Genomic DNA, 18,773 nt, shown 5'->3' with positions numbered 1-18,773 from the left:
GCTCCGGGATGGTGTGCTGGTTAACAGTCCCCCTCCCAATGACGAGAAGGTATTTCGCATGCAGCAAACCCCAACAGCCGTCCGGACAACGGCAACCAAAGACGCTGAAGGCGCCGTATCAAGCGTCCTCAGCCGCGGACTCAATGTCCGCCACATCCGGTTCATGGCACTCGGATCCGCCATTGGCACAGGCCTGTTCTACGGTTCGGCCTCTGCCATCCAGAAGGCCGGCCCGGCCGTCCTCCTGGCGTACATCATTGGCGGCGCGGCAGTGTTCATGGTGATGCGGGCCCTCGGCGAAATGGCGGTTCGCCACCCGGTTTCCGGCTCGTTCGGCCAATACGCCAGCCGCTACCTTGGCCCGCTGGCCGGCTTCGTCACCGGCTGGACCTACGTCTTCGAAATGGCCATCGTCGCGATTGCCGACGTCACAGCGTTCAGTATTTATATGGGGTTCTGGTTCCCCCAGGTTGACCGATGGATCTGGGTCTTGGCGATCATCCTGGTCCTGGGCGCCATGAACCTACTGAGCGTCAAGGTCTTCGGAGAGCTCGAGTTCTGGTTCTCGCTCGTCAAGGTGGTGGCGATCATCGCCATGATTGCCGGCGGCGCGGCCATCATCGTGTTCGGCTTCCACACGGCCGATGCCAGTGCCGCACCCAGCGTGGGCAACCTCGTCACCCATGGTGGCTTGTTCCCCAACGGTTTCGAGGGGCTCCTGGCCTCGTTCGCCGTCGTGATGTTCGCGTTCGGCGGGATCGAGACGATCGGCATCACCGCCGGCGAAGCCGCCGATCCCAAGAAGGTCCTCCCCAAAGCCGTGAACACGGTCCCCGTGCGCGTCCTGCTCTTCTACGTCCTGACGCTCGCGGTGCTCATGAGCCTCTTCCCCTGGAACGAGATCGGCAACAACGGCAGCCCGTTCGTGCAGATCTTCAGCGGCCTTGGCATCCCGGCGGCACCCCACATCCTCAATGCCGTGGTGATCACCTCGGCCCTGTCGGCGATCAACAGCGACATCTTCGGGGCCGGCCGCATCCTCTTCGGGCTTTCGCAGCAGGGACATGCTCCCAAGAGCTTCGGCAAGGTTTCACGTCACGGCGTTCCGTGGATGACCGTGGTCCTCATGGGAGGCATCCTCTTGGTGGGCGTGGTTCTCAATGCAGTGATCCCCGAAGACGTGTTCCTTGTCATCGCATCAATCGCCACGTTCGCGACCGTGTGGGTGTGGGTCATGATCCTCGCCTCCCATGTCGCCATGAAACGGGAGATCAAGCGCAAGGGGCTCCCGGCGTCGGAATTCGCGTCACCCTGGTGGCCGGCCGCATCCGTGCTGACCATCGCTTTCATGGCCCTCGTCATCACGATCCTCGGCGTCTTCGATGACACGCGTGTAGCCCTCTATGTAGGCGCGGTATGGCTCGTGCTCCTGGTTGTGGCGTACAAGCTGTGGGTCCGCGGCAATGGGCGCGTGCGCGCGCAACTCGTCGACGAGACGGCGTCGCTCCCCGTGGTCGAGGCCCGTTCATAGAGGACCGCAGTTCCTGACCTTTTTTGGCCGGACCGCAACGGTGGCGCGCCGGTAAACCGCGGCGTGCCGGACGTCCGCGGCGTGCCGGACGTCCGCGGATCCAAAGAAGGTCAGGAACAGAGGCTCACAGGGTGGGCGGCGAACTCCGGCATCACCATCTGGACGACCGCCAAAGCCCGGAACTACCATCAGGCATGGTCCCGATCACCAGCCTTTTGGCCTTCGCCTTGACTTCGTTCGTCCTGATTGTCATTCCCGGCCCCAGCGTCCTCTTCGTGATCGGCCGGTCACTCGCCCTCGGCCGTATCGGCGGACTCTTGAGCGTCTTGGGAAACGCCTGGGGGATGGGTCCACAGGTGGTTGCTGTCGCGCTGGGACTTGGGGCGGTATTGGCACAGTCGGTGGTGGCATTCACGGCAATCAAATTCTGCGGCGCCGCGTACTTGGTCTACCTGGGCATCCAAGCGATCCGCCACCGCAACAGGGGCGCGACGGCCGGGCGCACGCCGGCTACCCGATCAGCCTGGAGGCTGGTCGGCGAAGGGTTCCTTGTGGGTGCCAGCAACCCAAAGTCAATCGTCTTCTTCGTTGCGGTGCTGCCCCAATTCGTGGACTACTCGGCTGGTAGCATTCCGTTGCAGCTTGCCGAACTTGGAACGGTCTTCCTGACGATCGCACTCCTTTCGGACAGTGCCTGGGCCCTCGCCGCAGGTACCGCCCGGGCATGGTTTGCCCGTTCGCCGCGCCGGATCTCCATGTTGGGCGCTACCGGCGGGGTCATGATGATCGGACTCGGCGGAACGCTGGCGCTGACGGGCGCCAAATCGTAGACGGGCTGCACAGTCAGCTCGCCGGGAGCCAGTCCACCTTGGTGCCGGTGTCATAGACGCGGCACAAGCGCTGGCCTTGCTGGGTGGGGCCGTCAGCCAGCTTGGTGGTGGTGTTCATCAGGATGTCGTGGGCAGGCAGGCCGGACGTCCCGGTAGATGCGACCGGCGCTCCGGAGAACGAGATGGATAGAACCGTGAACGGCCTGGGGACGACCGTTCCGGAGACCACGGCCGAACTCGCGGCATCAGCTTGGAGCCGTGCAGTGCAGCTGTCCTCGATGTGCTGAAGCTGCGCCGCAGTCAGTCCCGCCGCTCCAGGAGCCGGGGCCGGAGCTGCGGGTGCCGCTGGGGCCGGCGCGGGCGCGGCGGCCGTCGTTTCGGGCGCGGGGGCGGCGGGCGCAGCCGGAGCGGCGGGAGCGGCGCTAGGTACTGCTGAAGGGCTTGGAGCGGCGGAACTTGCGGGCGCTGCGGAAGGCGTACCGGGTGCGGCAGATGACGACTTGGCGGGGCTCGGGGCTGCGCTTGCCGTTGCCGATGGTGGCGCTGCGGCCTCGTTGTGAGAGGCCACTTGGGTGGCGTTGAGGGTGATCGCCCCGGCCAGGCCCACCGCAACCACGCCCGCGACGACGATTCCTGCTTTTGCCGCTCGTTTCATTGTTCCTACCCACTTCCTGACCATTGCCCGGCTCCCGCCGTGCTTTTCCCCTTGCAAAGCTCCCCTCCCCCGCAGCGCCGTCCTGCCGCGCCCGGCTACCGAACCGGCGCCTTCCTGCCGGGCGCAACTGCCGAAAAGGTCCGGACCGCACAGGAAAGACGACGACGGCGGCGCGCGCCCGCCGTCGTACGCGTGCGGAGTCTCCCGAGGGGAATAGGACCGGAAAAGTTCATTAATCAACCCCATCTGGCCGCTCAACACCATCTGGCCGCGGCACGGAACCGCTGGAACACGTAGGACAGGGCAACCAAGCAGCCCCGGAAACTGACGGACATTCTCGTCACGACGTGTCGGCAGCAACACCTTGTCCCCGCTTTGGAGGGGCGCGCGGGCCGGAGCGCTGCCGAACGCCGCGATGCATTGAGCGTAAATTCCGCGGCCCCGCGCGGGCATGCGTGGCGCCTACCCGTCTTTTCCACGCACTACTCGGATCACCACTTGCCCGCTCTCGGACGCGTCCGAGTGGTAGCGCGAGTGGCACGAGTGGCGCTTGTTGGAGAACGGGTGAGAGACACTCCTGTGCTGGATGTGATACGTGCCTACCGTGGGGCTCATAGGAACTGCGAAGGAGTGGCTCTATGTTTGATCCCAAACGAAGGCACACCATGCGCGAAGGCGGACGGCACTACGTTCTGGCCGGCCGGCTCCACCGGGTGTTTGCCCGAGCAGCTGAACAAGCCAAATCCGCGTCGTCACCGTTCAAGGTCGGCGATTACGTGAGCGGCGACGATCCTTTCAACGGCAGCCGGGAGGGCGTCGTGGCCGTGGTCAACGGCTCCTCTATCGGCCTGCGAACCAGCGCTCCCGGTGGAGGAGCGCTGGTCTACTACGACTACAGGCAAGTCAGGAGGCCATGGTGACTATGGGAGCCGCCGGTATTCCAGCTTCACGATTCATGACCATCGCCGAGGTGGCCGAGGCTCTGCGGGTTTCCAAGATGACGGTGTACCGCCTGGTAAATTCGCACGCCATCCAGGCCGTCCGCTTCGGGCGTTCGTACCGCGTCCCGGAATCGGCTGTGGAGGACTACATCGAACACGCCACGGTGGATCCGGAACACCACCACGACGGCGGGACCGGCCATTAGTCGTTAACGCACCGCACGGACCACGCGGTTGCGTCCGAGGGACTTCGCTTTGTACAGGGCTTCGTCGGCGGCGGCGATCATGTCAGCCAGTTCGGAATCGGCAACAGCGCTGGTGGCGATTCCGTAACTCACGGTGGGAAACGTGATTCCGTCCGGCGCTTTGGTTGACGCGAGGCGCCGGCTGATCTCCGAGGCGATCTTGGTGGCGCTGTCGGCGTCCGCCCCGGGGAGGAGGATGGTGAATTCCTCTCCGCCATAACGGCAGACGATGTCCGTGCGGCGCACCGAGGCTTGGCACGCTGCGGCGAACGCTTGGATAGCGATGTCCCCCGCGGCGTGGCCGTGGCTGTCGTTCAGGTCCTTGAAGTTGTCGAGGTCCGCGAGGATCAGGGTGGACACCGAATCCAAGGCGTCGTGCCGATGGATTTCCTGGGCCGCGCGCTCCATGAAAGCCGTGCGGTTGTACAGCCCGGTCAGGCCGTCCCGCGTGGCGCGCTCGTTGAGCGCATTAATAAGCTGCTCGTTGCTCAACGCGGTCATGCTGTAGGACACGGTGACCAGGAGCACAATCGTGATCACGCACGTGGTTGCCGGGCTAAAGAACGTGTTGAACTCCGGACCGTCGGGCCCTTCGGCCAGGTAGACGAAGGAACGGCACAAGTAATACGCGCCGAGGAATCCGGCGGCGAGGGCCAACGGCCGGTTGACCTTTGAATCCCGCGGCCGGAAAAGCCACAACTCCCGCGTGGACAAGCCCAGGCCAACACCCATCATGACCAAGTACACGAAACCCCCGGACCAAGCGTCCGAGGCGGGGTTTTCAAGCGCGGATGCCACCGCCGTGACAACTGGCCCGGCGATAACGATCCAAAGCGGCGCGCGGAGCAGCCTCAACGAACGCGAGCCCGACCAAATACTCATCGCCCCGCCCACGAGCATGGCGTTCCCGAGCGGATCGGCCCAGACCTGTTGCGATGTTCCGGTCAGGAGGTACGCGGCGTTCCCGGCCAACAGGAAAACGAGGGCGAGGCACCACCAGCCGCTGTACGCGGATTTGGTGTGGCGGTACGAACCAAAGAACAGCAGGCACAAGGTAAGCGTGACAATGCCAAGCGCTACCTTGAGGCTGATCGGATCGAGCACCATCTTCGTTCCCCCTCGGCACGAGTCCAGCGTGATGGATCCGGGAAGCCCTGCCCGGAAACCATTAGTTAACAGGTTACCGGGCAGGACCCCCGGCGCTGCCGGGCGCGGTGAACGAAAAGCCGCTTCAGCGGGCGGACCAGCCCCCATCCATCGTGTAACTGGCCCCGGTGACCATTCCGGCGTCGTCGGAGGCTATCCAGGCGGCCAGCGACGCCACTTCCGCCGGCTCCACGAGGCGCTTCACCGCGGACTCGGTGAGCATGACTTTCGCCAGGACTTCCGCCTCCGGGATTCCGTGCAGCAAGGCTTGGTCCGCGATCTGCTTCTCGACGAGTGGCGTGCGCACATAGCCGGGATTGATGCAGTTGGACGTCACCCCGCGTGGTCCGCCTTCGAGCGCGGTCACCTTGCTGAGGCCTTCGAGCCCGTGCTTGGCCGAAACGTAGGCGCTCTTGAAGGCCGAAGCCCGCAATCCGTGGACGGAGGAGATGTTGATGATCCGCCCAAACCCGTTCGCGTACATGTGCGGGAGCGCTGCCCTGATGAGCAGGAATGGAGCCTCGAGCATGAGGGCCATGATGCGGCGGAATTCCGCCGGTTCGAATTCCTCGATGGGCGCGACCTTCTGGATCCCTGCGTTGTTGACCAGGATGTCGCAATCCAGGCTGAGCCCTGCCAAGGCGTCGGTGTCCAGCAAGTCGACCGCCCACGCGGTGCCGCCGATCCTGTCGGCGAGGGCCGCCGCTCCGGAGGCGTCGACGTCGGCCACCACCACTTTCGCGCCCCGCTCGGCAAGGGCCGTGGCACAGGCTGCCCCGATTCCGCTCGCACCGCCGGTCACCAGCGCTTTCCGGCCTTCGAGCGTCATGAGCGTGCACCGGCGGGCAGGCCGTGGCGCTCGGCGTCGGCGTTGTCCACGTCCTCGAGCGCCACGCCTTTCGTCTCTTTGAGGGTCAAGACGACGACGGCGGTAATGGCGCACGCGACCACGAGGTAGATGGCGGTGGGGAGCCAGGATCCGGTGTCCTTGAGCCACTGGGTCGCCAGGAGCGGCGCCAGTGAACCGGCGAAGATCGAGGTCACCTGGGAGCCCAGGGAGACGCCCGAATACCGCATGCGGGTGGGGAAGAGTTCGGTCATGATGGCCGGCTGGCCGGAGTACATAAAGGCGTGGAAGCACAAACCGATCGCGACGGCGGCCACGATCACCACGGCATTCTTGGTGTCGAACATCGGGAACGCCATGAACGGCCACACCGCACCCGTGACGGCGCCGATGAGGTACACCGGCTTGCGGCCCCACGTATCCGCTAGCCTGCCGACCTGCGGGATGACGGCGAAATGGATCACGTGGGCAATGAGCAGCGCGAGGAGCAGGGACGAGGTGTCGTACTTGTCCACGGCCTTGAGGTACACGATCGAGAAGCTCACAACGAGGTAGTACATGATGTTCTCGGCGAACCTGAGTCCCATGGCCTGCAGGATGCCCTTGGGGTACTTCCGCAGGACCTCTCCGACGCCGTAACTGACCGCTTGTTCCTTCTCCACTTGGGCTTTCGCTTCAAGGAAGATCGGCGCTTCGGTGACGTGGGTCCGGATGTAGTAGCCCACGAAGACAATGACTGCGGAGAGCCAGAAGGCCACGCGCCAGCCCCAGCCAAGGAAAGCCGCGCTGCTAAGGGTCGTGGACATGATGAAGAGGACCAGGGTGGCCAGGAGGTTGCCGACCGGAACGGCGGCTTGCGGCCAGCTGGACCAGAATCCGCGGGACTGGTTGGGGCTGTGTTCCGCGACGAGGAGCACGGCCCCGCCCCACTCGCCGCCCAGCGCGAAGCCTTGGATGAAGCGGAGCGCCACGAGCATGGCCGGAGCCCAGTACCCGACGTCTACGAAGCCAGGCAGGCAGCCCATCAGGAAGGTGGAAACCCCGACGATGACGATCGTGAGCTGAAGCGTCGGCTTGCGTCCGAGCTTGTCGCCGATCTGTCCGAAGACGATGCCGCCCAAGGGCCGCGCCACGAAGCCGACCGCGTAGGTCAGGAAGGCCTGGATGATGCCGTCGAGGTCATTGCCTGTGGAGGGGAAGAAGTATTTGCCGAAAACCAGGGTTGCCGCTGTGGCGTAGAGGAAGAATTCATACCATTCGACCACCGTTCCTACCATCGAGGCGGCGACGATCTTCTTGAGGCCTGCGCCCTTGGCGGTTGCCTGGCTTGCTTGGCCTGCTTTTCCCGTGGAGCGTTGTCCTACGCTCATGTCCATCTCCTTAGTGTCCACGTCGACACGTGTTGTGATCCACAACACGAAATGCTCCCATGAGTATTGCTGCACAAATCATGGCCTTCAATGGCCAAATCGGCACCAACTATGTGCAGAATTGCAGATATGAAGGCGAATCCCGACGATCTCCTCGTCCTCCTTGCCGTCTCCCGTTCCGGAAAGTTCACGACGGCGGCCCAAGCCCTGGGCTTGAACCACACCACAGTTTCACGGAGGATAGCCGCCCTCGAGAAAGCGCTCGGAGGCCGTGTTCTCGCACGCGCCGCGGGTGGCTGGGAAGTCACCGAATTGGGCGCCGAAGCCGTGGCGGTCGCCGAGCGGATCGAGGCTGCGGTGGGCACGCTGGGAGCCGAAGACCACGCGCCCGACCCCATTGCCGGTGTCGTACGCATGACCGCGACCGACGGCTTCAGCGCGTACATCGCGGCACCGGCCGTGGCGCGCTTGCGCCGCATCCACCCCGGACTCACCGTGGAGATCATCACGGTCACCCGCCGCGCACTCCAGCAGCGCTCCGGCCTGGACCTGGAAGTAGTGGTGGGCGAACCCCAAGTGCACCGGGCCGAAGCCGTCCTGCTGGGCGAGTACATGCTGGGAATGTATGCGTCGCGGGAGTACCTGGCCTTCCACGGAGTCCCGGGCACTGTGGAGGAGTTGACGCAACACCAGCTGGTCTACTTCGTGGACTCAATGCTCCAAGTGGACGACCTCGATGCTCCCCGCCGCCTGGTTCCCTCCATGCGCGACGGACTGAGTTCCACCAACGTCTTCGTCCACGTCGAAGCGACGCGCGCCGGGGCCGGGATCGGCTTCCTGCCGTGCTTCATGGCCGACCGGCACCCCGACCTCGTCCGACTCTTGCCATCGGACTTCGCCGAACTCCTCCCCTACTGGATGGTCCTGCGCCCTGATTCCGCGCGCCGCCCCGCGGTTGCCGCCGTCGTGCAGGCCCTGCAGGAGGAAACCGCCGCACACCGCGAACTCCTCCTGGCCCGCCACTGACGCATCCATTGCTCCCCACCGGCTCCCAGCCTTCGCAAGCTCAGGCCGGGGCTGTTGCCTCGGGGCTCTCGATGGTTTAGCGTACGGTTCTCGTCCGCCTAACGTTGTAAAAAGCGTTTCTGTGTTCAGGGTGCCACTGGGGAAGCATGGGTCAGCAAGAATGGGCACCATAACGCAGGCCTTCAATGAAAAATTTTTCACTTATAAGTGAAAGAGGGTATCGTGGAGGAAGACGAACAGAGATGAAGGAGGGCCCGATGACAGCAACCATGCTTACTCGGACCGACGTTCTTGTTACGGACGAAGAACTCACGACTGTCCGCCACGAGGTCGAATCAACTCCTGCGGGACTGGCAGGTTTCGCAGCCGTCATGACTGACGGCACTACCCGCCAGCTTCCGCCTGAGCTCTCCGCGATCATTGATAAGGCATTCCGCGCTCTCGCAATGAACGGGAGCGTCACGGTGGGGACTCTTCCTGATGAGCTCACGAGCAATACTGCTGCTGAAGTCTTAGGTGTCTCCCGCCCGACGCTGCTGAAGCTCGCGAAGGACGGTGAAGTCGAATCATTCAAGGTTCGCACTCACACTCGCTTCAAGCGGGATGCGGTCCTGGCGTTCAAGGCAAAGAGGGAAGAAGCTCGTCGGGCGGCGTTTGCCGAGCTGCGGGAACTTGAGGACCAGATCGACGACTTGGCCTAAGTCCACACAATAAGCATTCACGCACCTGCGCCGGCTAATACAGGCAACACAATGTCTTTGCCTGTATTAGCGATTTCAGCAATCGTGCTGGTGTCCATGTCCCCTCCCTCTTGCCGGACCCAAGACACACCTATAGTGTCTGGGATCGTGTCGAAGAGGACTGAGCGACCAAATGCGAGTCTCAAATCCCGTCGACGGCAGAACCGCAATAACGGCCGTTACTCAGCAGCCGATGAGGAAGGCGCGGGGTCGTGCCGGACTCGGGCGCCGACGGCGAAGGCCCTCACCTGGGCATCGTTCCAGATGTGCGCGGGAACCGCGCCGCCGAGGAGCTTCCGGGCCAGTTGGGGGTCGTCGCCAAATGGTTCGTGGCTGCCCGCCATGATCATGTTTCCGTAGCGGCGGCCCTTGAGCATCGCGGGGTCGGCGATGATCATGGTGTGCTCGAAGGTATCGGCGATCGTGGCGGCGTCTGCCCGGGCATTCTTGAGGTCCGGCGCGTCGCCCGAGTTGACGACGTATAGCCCGCCAGGCGCCAACACCCGCTGCGCATGCTCATTGAATTCGCGCGTCGTGAGCGCCCTGGGAGTGTACGCCCCCGCGAACACGTCCCGGATGATGAGGTCGCGCGTGCCCGAGGTCAACGTTTCGGTGACCGCGCGTGCCTCGCCGACGCGGATGCGCAGCAACGGGGCTTTCGGAAGGTCGAACCAGCCCCGGACATACTCGGCCAGCTTCCCGTCGAGCTCCACCACCACTTGGCGGGCCTCGGGATATGCGGCGTGGAAGTAGCGCGCCAAGGAACATGCTCCCCCGCCGAGGTGCAGGGCGCGCAACTTCGGCCGGATTTCCGGCGGCCATTTCGACTCGACCAAAGCGGCGATCCAGCGCATGTATTCGAAGTCGAGGAACAACGGTTCTGCCACGTCGATATGCGAGCTCATGACACCGTTGATCTTCAGGAGCCAACCGTTGGAATTGTCCGGATCGGCAACGAGCTCGCAGTCACCGGTGTCGATGTAGTAGACGCCCTCAACGGGGCCGCTTGGCGCGGTGCCCGCCGGCACCTCGATGACTCCGCGGGATTGCCCGGCGCCCCGGTTCCTGCCCCGTTTCGCCACTAGATTCGCCCCGACTCAGTCATGCTTCAACCCTAGTTGACGAGCCCACCACGGTCAGCCCGACGGCGGTGCATCCGTGCGCGCCCGACGGCGGCGGGTCGGGTCGTCGTCGACCCCTCGCTAAGGAGTCACACAACCCGGGCTATCGCGAAGCCGTCCCATCCCTTGGACCCGACGGTTTGGATGGCCGTAGCGTCGAGGCGCGGATCTTTGCCCATCATCTCCAGCGCGTCCACGATCCCCGGAGCATTCACGTCGTCCATGGAGGTTTCCAGGATGGCGCCTTCCCAAATGACGTTGTCCAGCACGATCACGGTTCCCGGTTTCCCGAGCCGAATGGCCCACTCCAGGTACTTGGGATTGTTCTCCTTGTCCGCGTCAATGAACACGAAGTCGAACGGCTCGCCCCGCCCGGGATCCTCGGCAAGGGCAGCGAGTGTATCCAGCGCCGGTCCAATGCGGATTTCCACTTTGTGTCCGATCCCGGCCATGTCCAGGTTAGCGCGGGCGATCTTGGCATGCTCCGGCAAGTATTCGCACGTAAGCAAGCGGCCGTCGTCGGGCAGTCCTTGTGCCATCCAGATCGCGCTGAAGCCGGCCAGCGTGCCGATCTCCAGCACGCGCCGCGCCCCGCTCATCTGCACGAGCATCTTGAGCAGCTTCCCGGCGTTCGGCGCCACCTCGATAGGCGGCAGGCCGGCGTCGAGCGCGGATTGGACCGCGTGCGTGAGCGCAGCGTTGGGACGTACGACGGCGTCGGACAAGTATTGCTCGACGTCCAGCCAGGCGGGCCGTGCCTTGTGTTCAACCATGGCCCAAGTCTGGCACCGGGCCACGGCGGAAGGAAGGGAAGGGGCGGGCGTTCCGGTCCTAGCCCTTCTCGGCGATCGCGTTTTCCAGCCGCTCCACCTTGCCCGTGAGTTCGCCTGTGTATCCGGGGCGGATATCGGCCTTGATCACCAGGGAAACCCGGCTCCCGAACTTCCCGACGGCCTCGGTGGCGCGCTTGACGACGTCGAACACCTCATCCCATTCGCCTTCGATGGTGGTGAACATCGAGTCCGTCTGGTTCGGCAGTCCCGATTCGCGGACGATCTTCACCGCCTCGGCAACGGCGTCGTGCACTGAGCCATCCGCCGCGGAGCCGACGGTGGATGCGGAGCCGGCGGCGGGTTGGCCGGATGGGGCAACTGAGAAAGCAAGCAACATGAATCCAGTGTTTCACGGGCAAGAATGTCACAAAAGTGATGCAGGCCGCTCCGTTGCTACTGTGAGCAGCATGGACCGGCCCTTGGAACGCAAGCCACTTAGAGCTGATGCTGCGCGCAACGTGGATAAGATCATCACCGCCGCACGCCAGTGCTTCCGTGAGCTTGGCCCCGAAGTGCCGCTGCAGACGATCGCCACCACGGCCGGCGTCGGCCCCGCAACCCTCTTCCGCAACTTCGCGGACAAAGAACAACTCGTCCTCGCCGCGCTTTCCCGGCAGCTCCGGCTCCACGTCGATCCTGTGGTGGAAGATGCCCTCGCCGGGATGGACGCCGCCGTCGGGCTCATGAAGGTGATCGACGCCGTCGTGCAGGTCGCGAGCGAAGACGCGAACCTCCTTGGCGCCGTCGCCGGCCGCCGAGGACTCCTGGTGGGAATCACGGGCGGGCTCATTGAATCCATGGCCGAATTGTTGGAACGCGGCCAAGGACAAGGTTCGCTTCGCCGTGACATCTCCATCGAGGACATGGTCCGGCTGGTCGCCATGCTGATCGGAGCCGTGGACACAATGGAGCCGGGATCGCGCGCGTGGGAACGGCCGGTCGCACTCCTCGAAGACGCCATCCGCACCGAAAAGCCACAGCGCCCCCTGCCTGCCCAGACTCCGATCCCCGGAATGACCTTCTAGAAAATCAGTTCCAGCCGAGCAGGCGAAGGCAAGCCGCGGCCGCCGCTCCGACGATCACCACCACGAGGAACGGCGCACGGAGCCACAGGGCTACGGCTCCCGCGGCCAAGGCTCCGATCCGGGCGTCGAAGGCAAGGGCTTGGCCGGAAGCCACCGCATTGACCACTGTCAGGGACGCCAGGAGCCCGATTGTCATGGTTCCGGCGACGCGCATCATGCGGGGACTCCGGAGCAGCTTCGCCGGGACGAAGTAGCCGGAAAGCTTGGTCAGGTAGGCCAGGCCGCAGGCGATCAGGATCCACCACCACATGTTCATTCGGCGCTCCCGTCGTCGCGCGAATGGATTTCGGGCGCACGGCCGTCGTGCGCATGGCTGTGGGGGTAGGGGTCCACGTCCGGTTCCATGCCTTCATCGCTTCGTCCGTGGCTGAACCAGCCGATCCCGCCAGCCACTACGGCCGCCACCAGGATGGGGACCCCCGACGGGACAAACGGGATAGCGAAGATCGTTGCCAGCGCGGCGGCCGTGGCGATCGCCCAGGGCTCACGGCCCTTGAGCCGCGGCCACAGCAGGGCAAGGAACGCGGCGACGGCGGCGCCGTCGAGACCCCACCGCTTGGGGTCGCCCAGCGCGTCGCCCGCCAGTGCACCGACCGCCGTGAAGATGTTCCACAGGACAAAGATCCCGACGCCCGCCGTCCAGAAACCGCGTCGCTGCTCGGCCGGTTCGCTCTGTCCGGAGGCCGTGGCCGTCGACTCGTCGATGGTGACTTGCGCCTGCGGATACTTGAGCCAACGGGAAGGGCGCAGCATGGCATTCATTTGCATCCCGTAAATCCCGTTGCGCAAGCCGAGCAAGGCCGCGGCCGTCATCGCGGCTATTCCGGACCCGCCGCCGGCAACCACGCCGATGAAGGCGAACTGCGAGCCGCCGCTGAACATGAGCAAGCTGAACGCCATGGTCTGCCAGAAAGTGAAACCGGAGGCCGAGGCCAGCGCCCCGAACGAGACTCCATAGAGCCCCGTTGCGATGCTGATCGACAGGCCGACCCGAACGGCCGGGGAATCGAGCAGTTTCACGCCTTTTTCGTCCCCGCCGCCAGGCTCCAGGCCCACAAGATCAAGGGAAACTGCAAGGGCAGCCGGGCCGTGTGGATCCGCCGTTCGGACGCGGTTCCGCCGGGGGCATAGGCCCGGCTCAGGGCGTCGACGTGGCCGGCCAGGAAGGTGGTGAACATGAGCGCGGTGCCGCCCGCGGCTGCCCTGCGGGTGGCCGGAATGAGGAGCCCGACGGCGGCAATCACCTCGAGCAGGCCGCTCGCCGCGATCCACTCCTCGCGCGACATGACGGCGAAGGTGCCGTTCCGCGGGGAAGTCCCGGGTCCGCCGTCGTTCCTGCACAGGTAGTCCGGGACCACCGGGGCGAAAAACCCCGGTTGCTTGAAGTGCTTCCGGGCACTTGCGAATAACAGCGCGCTCATGGCCGCCGCGGAGAGTGCCTGTGTTGTCCGCGCTGACCAGGAAAAGAGCATGTACTCATGCAATCACAGCCTCAACGGCGGCGTTAACCACGCGGCATTCCGGGTCGACGGATCCATGTCACATCCGTTCAGAATATTGAACCGCGTTCAGCATGGTGTAAATTCTCCCGTATCCAATCAACGCCGCTTGGCGGAATTCACTGAGGAGTCCCAATGCGCATCGCCCGCCTACAAACAGCTTCCGGACCGCAACACGCGGTGCTCCGTAAGGGAACGTGGGACCACATCAAGGATCCCTTCGCCGAATTCCTCGCCTTCAGCGGGGAAACCACGGCCGAGCGCGATGCCGTGTTCCTCGCCCCGGTCCGGCCCTCGCTCGTCATTGGAATCGGGCACAACCTGGGCAACAACAACCATGCCCTTCCCATCCAGGCCTGGCACAAATCCGTTCACACGGTCGCCGGTCCCGGCGATGAAATCGTCGCAGTGCGCGGCGTCGGCGTCGTGAACGTCGAAGGTGAACTGGCCGCCGTCATCGGAAAACGCGCGGAAAAGCTCACGCCCGGGAACGCCCTCAGCCACGTCCTGGGTTACACCGTGGTCAACGACGTCACCAACGTGGACCAGAACCAGATCGACGAAAAGCTCTTCCAAGGGAAGTCCGGTACCAACTACACCCCGCTCGGCCCATGGATCGAAACCGAGGTCGAAGATCCGGACAATGTCGGCACGGAAGTGGCGGTCAACGGAGAGGTCATGGCCAAGTCCGGCTCCTTCAACCTTCCCTCCTCCGTCACCGACTGCCTTGTGTACGTCACGCAATGGCTGGCCCTCGAACCCGGAGACATCGTGATGACGGGAGCTCCAAATACGTTCGTCGCCGTACAGCCGGGCGACCGCGTCGACATCACGCTCGAAGGCATCGGAACCCTGAGCAATACGGTGGCGTAGCCGGGCGCGCAAGGAGGCCCGGCTCGCCCGGATCACCCGGGGCGCCCGGTTCGCCCGTCAGAGCTGGGCCAGCACCTGCGCCGGCTTGTTGGTGGTGATCTCGTGGATGCCCAGTCCTTGGCACAAGGCAACGTCCGTCTCCGAATCGACGGTCCACACACGGAAGCGCCGGCCGGATTCGAGCCAACGCTGAACGGTGCGGGCATGCTTGCGGACGTAGTCGATCCCGGGTCCGGCCAGTCCGACTTCGCAATCGTCCAGGATCCGTTCGCCTTCCAGCTGGGCGGCCTTCATCACGTTGGCGAGTGCGCCGCCGGTAATTGCTCCCAGCCCGAATTCGTCGCGGATTTCCTCGATCGAGACGTCGTCCACGAGCTGGCAGATGTGTTCCGCGGGAACGAACTGCAACAAATGCTTGACCGAGTCCGGGCTGAAACTCATGAACGAAACGTGGATGTTGTCCAAAGTGGAGGTCTCCGGGTCCCAGCCCTCGCCTGCGAGAAGTTCAAGCACGCGTTCCTCGAGCTTGAACTGGTACGGGCTCGGATGCTTCAGTTCGATTGCCAGGCCGATCTCCCGGCCGGCTCCGCGAAGAATCTCCAACAAGTCCCGGAGCGTCAACAACTGGTCCGACTTGGCACCGAACTGCTCCGGGATCCGCGCACCCTTCCAAGACGAGAAATCGAGGTGCCGCAACTCGTCGAGGGTCCTTTCAGCGACGGGGCCGGTTCCATCCGAGGTGCGGTCCAGGTTCGCGTCGTGCAGCAGGATCACGTGTTGGTCCCGCGTCAGGTGGACGTCGCACTCAACCCCGTCGGCGCCGTCGGCGATTGCCTTCAGGTACGCAGCCCGCGTGTGCTCCGCGAATGCGGCGCTCGCGCCGCGGTGCGCGTAGACCTTGGGCCGCGGGTTGTCTTCGAATAGGCTCGCGTCGTCGTTCATCATGGGGACACGGTAGCCCACGCCTTGATCAGCCACGGGGCTACGCTGGGCACATGCAGGTGAATTCTGAACAAATCCCGGCGACAGACACTGACCGCCCGCCCGGAGGCACCCCGGACGGTGGCGCCGGGACCGCATCAACGGTTGCGCCCGCGGTCGGGCTTCGGAGCAGCGACGCCGAAAAAGCGGCCGCGCTGCGCCGGATGAAGTCGGTGGCGCTCGCGCTGCTCATCGTCATGGCGGTGGTTTTCACGGTGGCGTTCGCCCTGCAGAAGCAATACCAGTGGCTTGAGTACGTGCGTGCCGCCGCGGAGGGTGGAATGGTTGGTGCGCTGGCCGACTGGTTCGCCGTCACCGCACTGTTCAAGTATCCGATGGGCCTGAAAATCCCGCACACGGCCATCATTCCGCGGAGGAAAGACCAGATCGGCGCCTCGCTGGGCGAATTCGTGGAGACCAACTTCCTGTCCGAGCAAGTGGTCCAGGAAAAACTCGCCAGCATTGATATCGCGCGGAAGGCGGGCAAGTGGCTTGCCACGCCGTCCGGGTCGGAGCGGGTGGCCAAGGAAGGATCCGCGCTCATCCGCGGCGCGTTCACCGTGCTGAACGACGACGACGTCCAGGCCGTAATCGAAGGCATGGTACGCAAACACCTGCTCACTCCGCCGTGGGGACCTCCCGTGGGCCGCATGGCGGAGCGGATCTTCGCTGAAGGCCACCATCACAAGCTCGTGGACCTGCTCGTTGACCGGGCGGCGGATTGGGTGGAAGCGAACCATTCGACCGTGAACCGGCTCGTTTCAGACCGATCTCCCCTGTGGGTTCCTTCGTTCGTGGACGACATCGTGGGCGACAGGGTCTACAACGAGCTCGCCAAGTTCGTGCGTGCCGTGCAGCGGGATCCAGAGCACCAGGTACGCCTTTCCATCGATACCTACCTCAACGACCTCGCCCAGGACCTCCAACATGATCCGGCGATGATCGAGCGGGCCGAAAGCATCAAAGCCCAGATCCTCGGAGATCCCGAAGTCCGCGAACTGGCTTCCCGCACGTGGGGCACCATCAAGAACGCGTTGCTCACCGCCGTCGATGATCCCGGCAGCGAATTGAGCCTCCGTTTCACGAGTGCCGTGCGGGATTTCGGGGCCCGCCTGGTCAACGACGACGAACTTGCCGGCAAGGTCAACACATGGATCGGCGATGCCGCGGGATACCTCGTCAAGACCTACCGTTCGGAGATCGCCGGCGTCATCACCGACACAGTGGCTCGCTGGGACGCCGAGGAAACATCGCAGAAAATCGAACTCCAAGTGGGCAAGGACCTGCAATACATCCGCATCAACGGCACCGTGGTGGGTTCACTCGCGGGCCTGCTGATTTTCACGGTGGCGCACCTGGTGTTCGGCTAGCCGCCCCTCCCTGGGGAGCATGCTCATCGCTCGGCACTTAGAAGGGACATGCGCCGCGCTCAACGCAAGGAATGCGCATAACGCGAATATGTCCACTCCTCAAAGCCAACACTGAGCATGCTCAGCGGAATACCGACGAAACCCCTCACCCCACAAACTGAATCCTTTGTCCAGGCCGCGCCTGGCCCAGCACATCCAAGTCGGCACGGCGGACCACTGCGATGACGGGGTACCCTCCCGTCACAGGATGGTCCGCGAGGAACACCGTGGGAAGGCCCGACGGCGGCACTTGCAACGCGCCGAGCACCATGCCTTCGCTGGGTAGTTCCTCCGTCCGGGTTTGCTTGAGCGGGCGGCCCACCAGTCGTGCGCCGATCCTGTTCGAGTCAGCGGACAAAGTCCAGCCTTGAGTGACGAGTTGGCGCCACGAGTCGTGGTCGAACCAGTCGGCGCGGGGGCCGCGGACAACTCGGACAGTGATCGCGCGGGCGGGATTGGGGGCCCGGCGGATGGCGGGGACGGCCAGCGGGCCGGCCCCCAAGTCCGGGCCGGTCAAAAAGTCCAGCCCAACACCCAAGTGGTCGCCCGACGCCAGCGGCGCCGGCCCCTCACCGGAGAGCATGTCCGTGCTTCGCGAACCCAGCAACCGTGGCGCATCGATCCCGCCCTGCACTGCCAGGTAATAGCGCAGCCCGAACAATGGAACAGCGAAGTCGAGGACCGCTCCCGGCCCCACCCGGACGGCTTGGTTCAGCGGGATTTCGGCGCCGTTGAGGGTCACGCTTCCCTCGGCGCCGGCCACCGCGACGTTCGACGCCGTTAGGAACCTCAGGCGCAGTCCGCCCAGCAGGATTTCCAAGCCCGCCGCCGTCGCCGGGTTCCCCACCAAGGCATTGGCGAGGCGCAACGATTGGCGGTCGAGGGCTCCGGACGGGCTGAGTCCAAGGGACGCCCAGCCCTGCCTGCCCAGGTCCTCCACGAGCGTCAGCGGACCAGGATTCACCACCACGATGCCCATCAGGTCTCCACGAACCGCACGGTATCGCCCGGCCGGATCAACGCCGGGTGGGCCTTCGACGCATCCCACAGCGCCGCCGTCGTACTCCCGATCAATTGCCAGCCGCCGGGCGAGGAACGCGGATAGATGCCGCTGAACTCGCCGGCGAGCCCCACCGATCCGGCGGGGACAGCCGTTCGCGGAGTGTTTCGGCGCGGGACCCGGAGCCGCTCATGCGTCGTGACCAGGTAGACGAATCCGGGCGCGAAGCCGGAAAAGGCGGCCGTCCACTCCGACGCCGTGTGAAGCCTGACCACTTCCGGCTCGCTCAGCCCGAGGTACTGCGCCGTTTCGGCGAGGTCCGGGCCACCATAGGTGACCTCGATGCGCACCTCCCGTCCGGAGCCGACGACGGCGGCAGCCGGCTCCGCGGTCTCCAGCCAGTCCCTGACTTCGGCGGTCGTGATGAGCCCGGGGTCGAAGGTGACCAGGACCGTGCGGGCGGCCGGGACGACGTCGACGATGCCACGAGGAATGGACATGTCCCCCGGGAACCCGGTGAGGCCGCGATAATAAGCCACCACCGCCGTTAGCTCGGGCAGTTCCACGAGGAACGCACTGTCCCCGCACGGCAGCAGCACCCGGCTAGGCAAGGATGCACCGCCCGCACGAGCCCCCGGAGC

The 18,773-nt window shown here is 64.7% G+C and carries 22 protein-coding genes; 9 read left to right on the top strand and 13 right to left on the bottom strand.

The genetic code is table 11. The annotated features are described in order from the left end of the window. Positions 1-58: 58 nt before the first annotated feature. Both ABCW42_RS01230 and ABCW42_RS01225 read left to right on the top strand, forming a co-directional pair. A complete protein-coding gene (locus ABCW42_RS01230; RefSeq protein ID WP_423183163.1) occupies positions 59-1,531 on the top strand; it encodes an amino acid permease in 1,473 nt (490 codons plus the stop codon). 194 nt (positions 1,532-1,725) lie between these two features. Continuing rightward, complete coding sequence (locus ABCW42_RS01225) at positions 1,726-2,361, top strand: LysE family translocator (protein WP_423184765.1); 636 nt, start codon at positions 1,726-1,728, stop codon at positions 2,359-2,361. Positions 2,362-2,374: 13 nt separating this feature from the next. Here ABCW42_RS01225 and ABCW42_RS01220 read toward each other — a convergent pair whose 3' ends face one another. After that, positions 2,375-3,016, bottom strand: coding sequence for a hypothetical protein (locus tag ABCW42_RS01220; protein ID WP_423183162.1), 642 nt, complete (start codon positions 3,014-3,016; stop codon positions 2,375-2,377). 638 nt (positions 3,017-3,654) lie between these two features. Between ABCW42_RS01220 and ABCW42_RS01215 the strand changes: the two genes are divergently transcribed. Together ABCW42_RS01215 and ABCW42_RS01210 are read left to right on the top strand one after the other, a co-directional pair. Beyond that, positions 3,655-3,936, top strand: a complete 282-nt coding sequence (locus ABCW42_RS01215; RefSeq protein WP_423183161.1) for a hypothetical protein — start codon at positions 3,655-3,657, stop codon at positions 3,934-3,936. A gap of 2 nt (positions 3,937-3,938) precedes the next feature. Continuing rightward, complete coding sequence (locus tag ABCW42_RS01210; protein WP_423184764.1) at positions 3,939-4,163, top strand: helix-turn-helix domain-containing protein; 225 nt, start codon at positions 3,939-3,941, stop codon at positions 4,161-4,163. 3 nt (positions 4,164-4,166) lie between these two features. On the opposite strand, the gene ABCW42_RS01205 is transcribed toward ABCW42_RS01210, so the two are convergent. From ABCW42_RS01205 to ABCW42_RS01195, 3 genes are all read right to left on the bottom strand, one after another. Beyond that, complete coding sequence (locus ABCW42_RS01205; RefSeq protein ID WP_423183160.1) at positions 4,167-5,309, bottom strand: diguanylate cyclase; 1,143 nt, start codon at positions 5,307-5,309, stop codon at positions 4,167-4,169. Positions 5,310-5,433: 124 nt separating this feature from the next. After that, positions 5,434-6,177 (bottom strand): 3-hydroxybutyrate dehydrogenase, encoded by a 744-nt coding sequence (locus ABCW42_RS01200; RefSeq protein WP_423183159.1) that lies wholly within the window; start codon positions 6,175-6,177, stop codon positions 5,434-5,436. Further along, positions 6,174-7,565 (bottom strand): MFS transporter, encoded by a 1,392-nt coding sequence (locus tag ABCW42_RS01195; protein ID WP_423183158.1) that lies wholly within the window; start codon positions 7,563-7,565, stop codon positions 6,174-6,176. The genes ABCW42_RS01200 and ABCW42_RS01195 overlap by 4 nt, the downstream gene beginning before the upstream one ends. A 129-nt stretch (positions 7,566-7,694) precedes the next feature. Here ABCW42_RS01195 and ABCW42_RS01190 point away from each other — a divergent pair, with 129 nt between their 5' ends. Both ABCW42_RS01190 and ABCW42_RS01185 read left to right on the top strand, forming a co-directional pair. Then, positions 7,695-8,591 (top strand): LysR family transcriptional regulator, encoded by an 897-nt coding sequence (locus ABCW42_RS01190; RefSeq protein ID WP_423183157.1) that lies wholly within the window; start codon positions 7,695-7,697, stop codon positions 8,589-8,591. Positions 8,592-8,848: 257 nt separating this feature from the next. Further along, positions 8,849-9,292, top strand: coding sequence for a helix-turn-helix domain-containing protein (locus tag ABCW42_RS01185; protein WP_423183156.1), 444 nt, complete (start codon positions 8,849-8,851; stop codon positions 9,290-9,292). A gap of 218 nt (positions 9,293-9,510) precedes the next feature. Here the strand turns inward: ABCW42_RS01185 and ABCW42_RS01180 are convergent, their stop codons facing one another. The 3 genes from ABCW42_RS01180 to ABCW42_RS01170 all read right to left on the bottom strand — a co-directional run bounded on the left by ABCW42_RS01180 (position 9,511) and on the right by ABCW42_RS01170 (position 11,622). Then, positions 9,511-10,413, bottom strand: a complete 903-nt coding sequence (locus tag ABCW42_RS01180; RefSeq protein ID WP_423183155.1) for a spermidine synthase — start codon at positions 10,411-10,413, stop codon at positions 9,511-9,513. Positions 10,414-10,541: 128 nt separating this feature from the next. Next, positions 10,542-11,225: an O-methyltransferase gene (locus tag ABCW42_RS01175; protein WP_423183154.1), complete on the bottom strand. Its 684-nt coding sequence runs from the start codon at positions 11,223-11,225 to the stop codon at positions 10,542-10,544. 58 nt (positions 11,226-11,283) lie between these two features. Continuing rightward, positions 11,284-11,622, bottom strand: coding sequence for a thiamine-binding protein (locus ABCW42_RS01170; RefSeq protein WP_423183153.1), 339 nt, complete (start codon positions 11,620-11,622; stop codon positions 11,284-11,286). A 70-nt stretch (positions 11,623-11,692) separates the two neighbouring features. Here ABCW42_RS01170 and ABCW42_RS01165 point away from each other — a divergent pair, with 70 nt between their 5' ends. Then, positions 11,693-12,310: a TetR/AcrR family transcriptional regulator gene (locus ABCW42_RS01165; protein WP_423183152.1), complete on the top strand. Its 618-nt coding sequence runs from the start codon at positions 11,693-11,695 to the stop codon at positions 12,308-12,310. 4 nt (positions 12,311-12,314) lie between these two features. On the opposite strand, the gene ABCW42_RS01160 is transcribed toward ABCW42_RS01165, so the two are convergent. Genes ABCW42_RS01160 through ABCW42_RS01150 form a run of 3 tightly spaced genes read right to left on the bottom strand, consistent with a single transcriptional unit; the run spans position 12,315 to position 13,842 of the window. After that, entirely contained in the window at positions 12,315-12,626 is a 312-nt protein-coding gene (locus ABCW42_RS01160; protein ID WP_423183151.1) for an AzlD domain-containing protein, read from the bottom strand. Continuing rightward, positions 12,623-13,390 (bottom strand): AzlC family ABC transporter permease, encoded by a 768-nt coding sequence (locus tag ABCW42_RS01155; RefSeq protein WP_423183150.1) that lies wholly within the window; start codon positions 13,388-13,390, stop codon positions 12,623-12,625. Before ABCW42_RS01155 ends, ABCW42_RS01160 begins: the two co-directional genes overlap by 4 nt. After that, on the bottom strand, positions 13,387-13,842 hold the full coding sequence (locus ABCW42_RS01150) for a DoxX family protein (protein WP_423183149.1): 456 nt from the start codon (positions 13,840-13,842) through the stop codon (positions 13,387-13,389). The genes ABCW42_RS01155 and ABCW42_RS01150 overlap by 4 nt, the downstream gene beginning before the upstream one ends. 162 nt (positions 13,843-14,004) lie before the next feature. On the opposite strand from ABCW42_RS01150, the gene ABCW42_RS01145 reads away from it, so the two are divergent. Continuing rightward, positions 14,005-14,742 (top strand): fumarylacetoacetate hydrolase family protein, encoded by a 738-nt coding sequence (locus ABCW42_RS01145; RefSeq protein WP_423183148.1) that lies wholly within the window; start codon positions 14,005-14,007, stop codon positions 14,740-14,742. 57 nt (positions 14,743-14,799) lie between these two features. Here ABCW42_RS01145 and ABCW42_RS01140 read toward each other — a convergent pair whose 3' ends face one another. Continuing rightward, complete coding sequence (locus ABCW42_RS01140) at positions 14,800-15,684, bottom strand: glycerophosphodiester phosphodiesterase (RefSeq protein ID WP_423184763.1); 885 nt, start codon at positions 15,682-15,684, stop codon at positions 14,800-14,802. 203 nt (positions 15,685-15,887) lie between these two features. Here ABCW42_RS01140 and ABCW42_RS01135 point away from each other — a divergent pair, with 203 nt between their 5' ends. Next, a complete protein-coding gene (locus ABCW42_RS01135; protein WP_423184762.1) occupies positions 15,888-17,093 on the top strand; it encodes a DUF445 domain-containing protein in 1,206 nt (401 codons plus the stop codon). Positions 17,094-17,238: 145 nt separating this feature from the next. Here the strand turns inward: ABCW42_RS01135 and ABCW42_RS01130 are convergent, their stop codons facing one another. Both ABCW42_RS01130 and pxpB read right to left on the bottom strand, forming a co-directional pair. Continuing rightward, a complete protein-coding gene (locus tag ABCW42_RS01130; RefSeq protein ID WP_423183147.1) occupies positions 17,239-18,111 on the bottom strand; it encodes a biotin-dependent carboxyltransferase family protein in 873 nt (290 codons plus the stop codon). Continuing rightward, a complete protein-coding gene (gene pxpB, locus ABCW42_RS01125; RefSeq protein WP_423183146.1) occupies positions 18,111-18,743 on the bottom strand; it encodes a 5-oxoprolinase subunit PxpB in 633 nt (210 codons plus the stop codon). Before pxpB ends, ABCW42_RS01130 begins: the two co-directional genes overlap by 1 nt. Positions 18,744-18,773: the final 30 nt, after the last annotated feature.

Origin of the sequence: Arthrobacter sp. NyZ413, assembly GCF_049390645.1 — a bacterium.
Classification (GTDB): domain Bacteria; phylum Actinomycetota; class Actinomycetes; order Actinomycetales; family Micrococcaceae; genus Arthrobacter.
This window is presented reverse-complemented; position numbering and strand designations above follow the sequence as displayed.

What these genes read in the sequence shown, in the direction of transcription:
- ABCW42_RS01160 (WP_423183151.1), bottom strand. Translation starts at nt 12,626, where the DNA reads ATGAACATGTGGTGGTGGATCCTGATCGCCTGCGGCCTGGCCTACCTG.
- ABCW42_RS01220 (WP_423183162.1), bottom strand. Translation starts at nt 3,016, where the DNA reads ATGAAACGAGCGGCAAAAGCAGGAATCGTCGTCGCGGGCGTGGTTGCG.
- ABCW42_RS01185 (WP_423183156.1), top strand. Translation starts at nt 8,849, where the DNA reads ATGACAGCAACCATGCTTACTCGGACCGACGTTCTTGTTACGGACGAA.
- ABCW42_RS01135 (WP_423184762.1), top strand. Translation starts at nt 15,888, where the DNA reads ATGAAGTCGGTGGCGCTCGCGCTGCTCATCGTCATGGCGGTGGTTTTC.
- ABCW42_RS01165 (WP_423183152.1), top strand. Translation starts at nt 11,693, where the DNA reads ATGGACCGGCCCTTGGAACGCAAGCCACTTAGAGCTGATGCTGCGCGC.
- ABCW42_RS01225 (WP_423184765.1), top strand. Translation starts at nt 1,726, where the DNA reads ATGGTCCCGATCACCAGCCTTTTGGCCTTCGCCTTGACTTCGTTCGTC.
- ABCW42_RS01190 (WP_423183157.1), top strand. Translation starts at nt 7,695, where the DNA reads ATGAAGGCGAATCCCGACGATCTCCTCGTCCTCCTTGCCGTCTCCCGT.
- ABCW42_RS01215 (WP_423183161.1), top strand. Translation starts at nt 3,655, where the DNA reads ATGTTTGATCCCAAACGAAGGCACACCATGCGCGAAGGCGGACGGCAC.
- ABCW42_RS01140 (WP_423184763.1), bottom strand. Translation starts at nt 15,684, where the DNA reads ATGAACGACGACGCGAGCCTATTCGAAGACAACCCGCGGCCCAAGGTC.
- ABCW42_RS01205 (WP_423183160.1), bottom strand. Translation starts at nt 5,309, where the DNA reads ATGGTGCTCGATCCGATCAGCCTCAAGGTAGCGCTTGGCATTGTCACG.
- ABCW42_RS01150 (WP_423183149.1), bottom strand. Translation starts at nt 13,842, where the DNA reads ATGCTCTTTTCCTGGTCAGCGCGGACAACACAGGCACTCTCCGCGGCG.
- ABCW42_RS01195 (WP_423183158.1), bottom strand. Translation starts at nt 7,565, where the DNA reads ATGAGCGTAGGACAACGCTCCACGGGAAAAGCAGGCCAAGCAAGCCAG.
- ABCW42_RS01130 (WP_423183147.1), bottom strand. Translation starts at nt 18,111, where the DNA reads ATGGGCATCGTGGTGGTGAATCCTGGTCCGCTGACGCTCGTGGAGGAC.
- ABCW42_RS01200 (WP_423183159.1), bottom strand. Translation starts at nt 6,177, where the DNA reads ATGACGCTCGAAGGCCGGAAAGCGCTGGTGACCGGCGGTGCGAGCGGA.
- ABCW42_RS01230 (WP_423183163.1), top strand. Translation starts at nt 59, where the DNA reads ATGCAGCAAACCCCAACAGCCGTCCGGACAACGGCAACCAAAGACGCT.
- ABCW42_RS01210 (WP_423184764.1), top strand. Translation starts at nt 3,939, where the DNA reads ATGGGAGCCGCCGGTATTCCAGCTTCACGATTCATGACCATCGCCGAG.
- ABCW42_RS01175 (WP_423183154.1), bottom strand. Translation starts at nt 11,225, where the DNA reads ATGGTTGAACACAAGGCACGGCCCGCCTGGCTGGACGTCGAGCAATAC.
- ABCW42_RS01170 (WP_423183153.1), bottom strand. Translation starts at nt 11,622, where the DNA reads ATGTTGCTTGCTTTCTCAGTTGCCCCATCCGGCCAACCCGCCGCCGGC.
- ABCW42_RS01145 (WP_423183148.1), top strand. Translation starts at nt 14,005, where the DNA reads ATGCGCATCGCCCGCCTACAAACAGCTTCCGGACCGCAACACGCGGTG.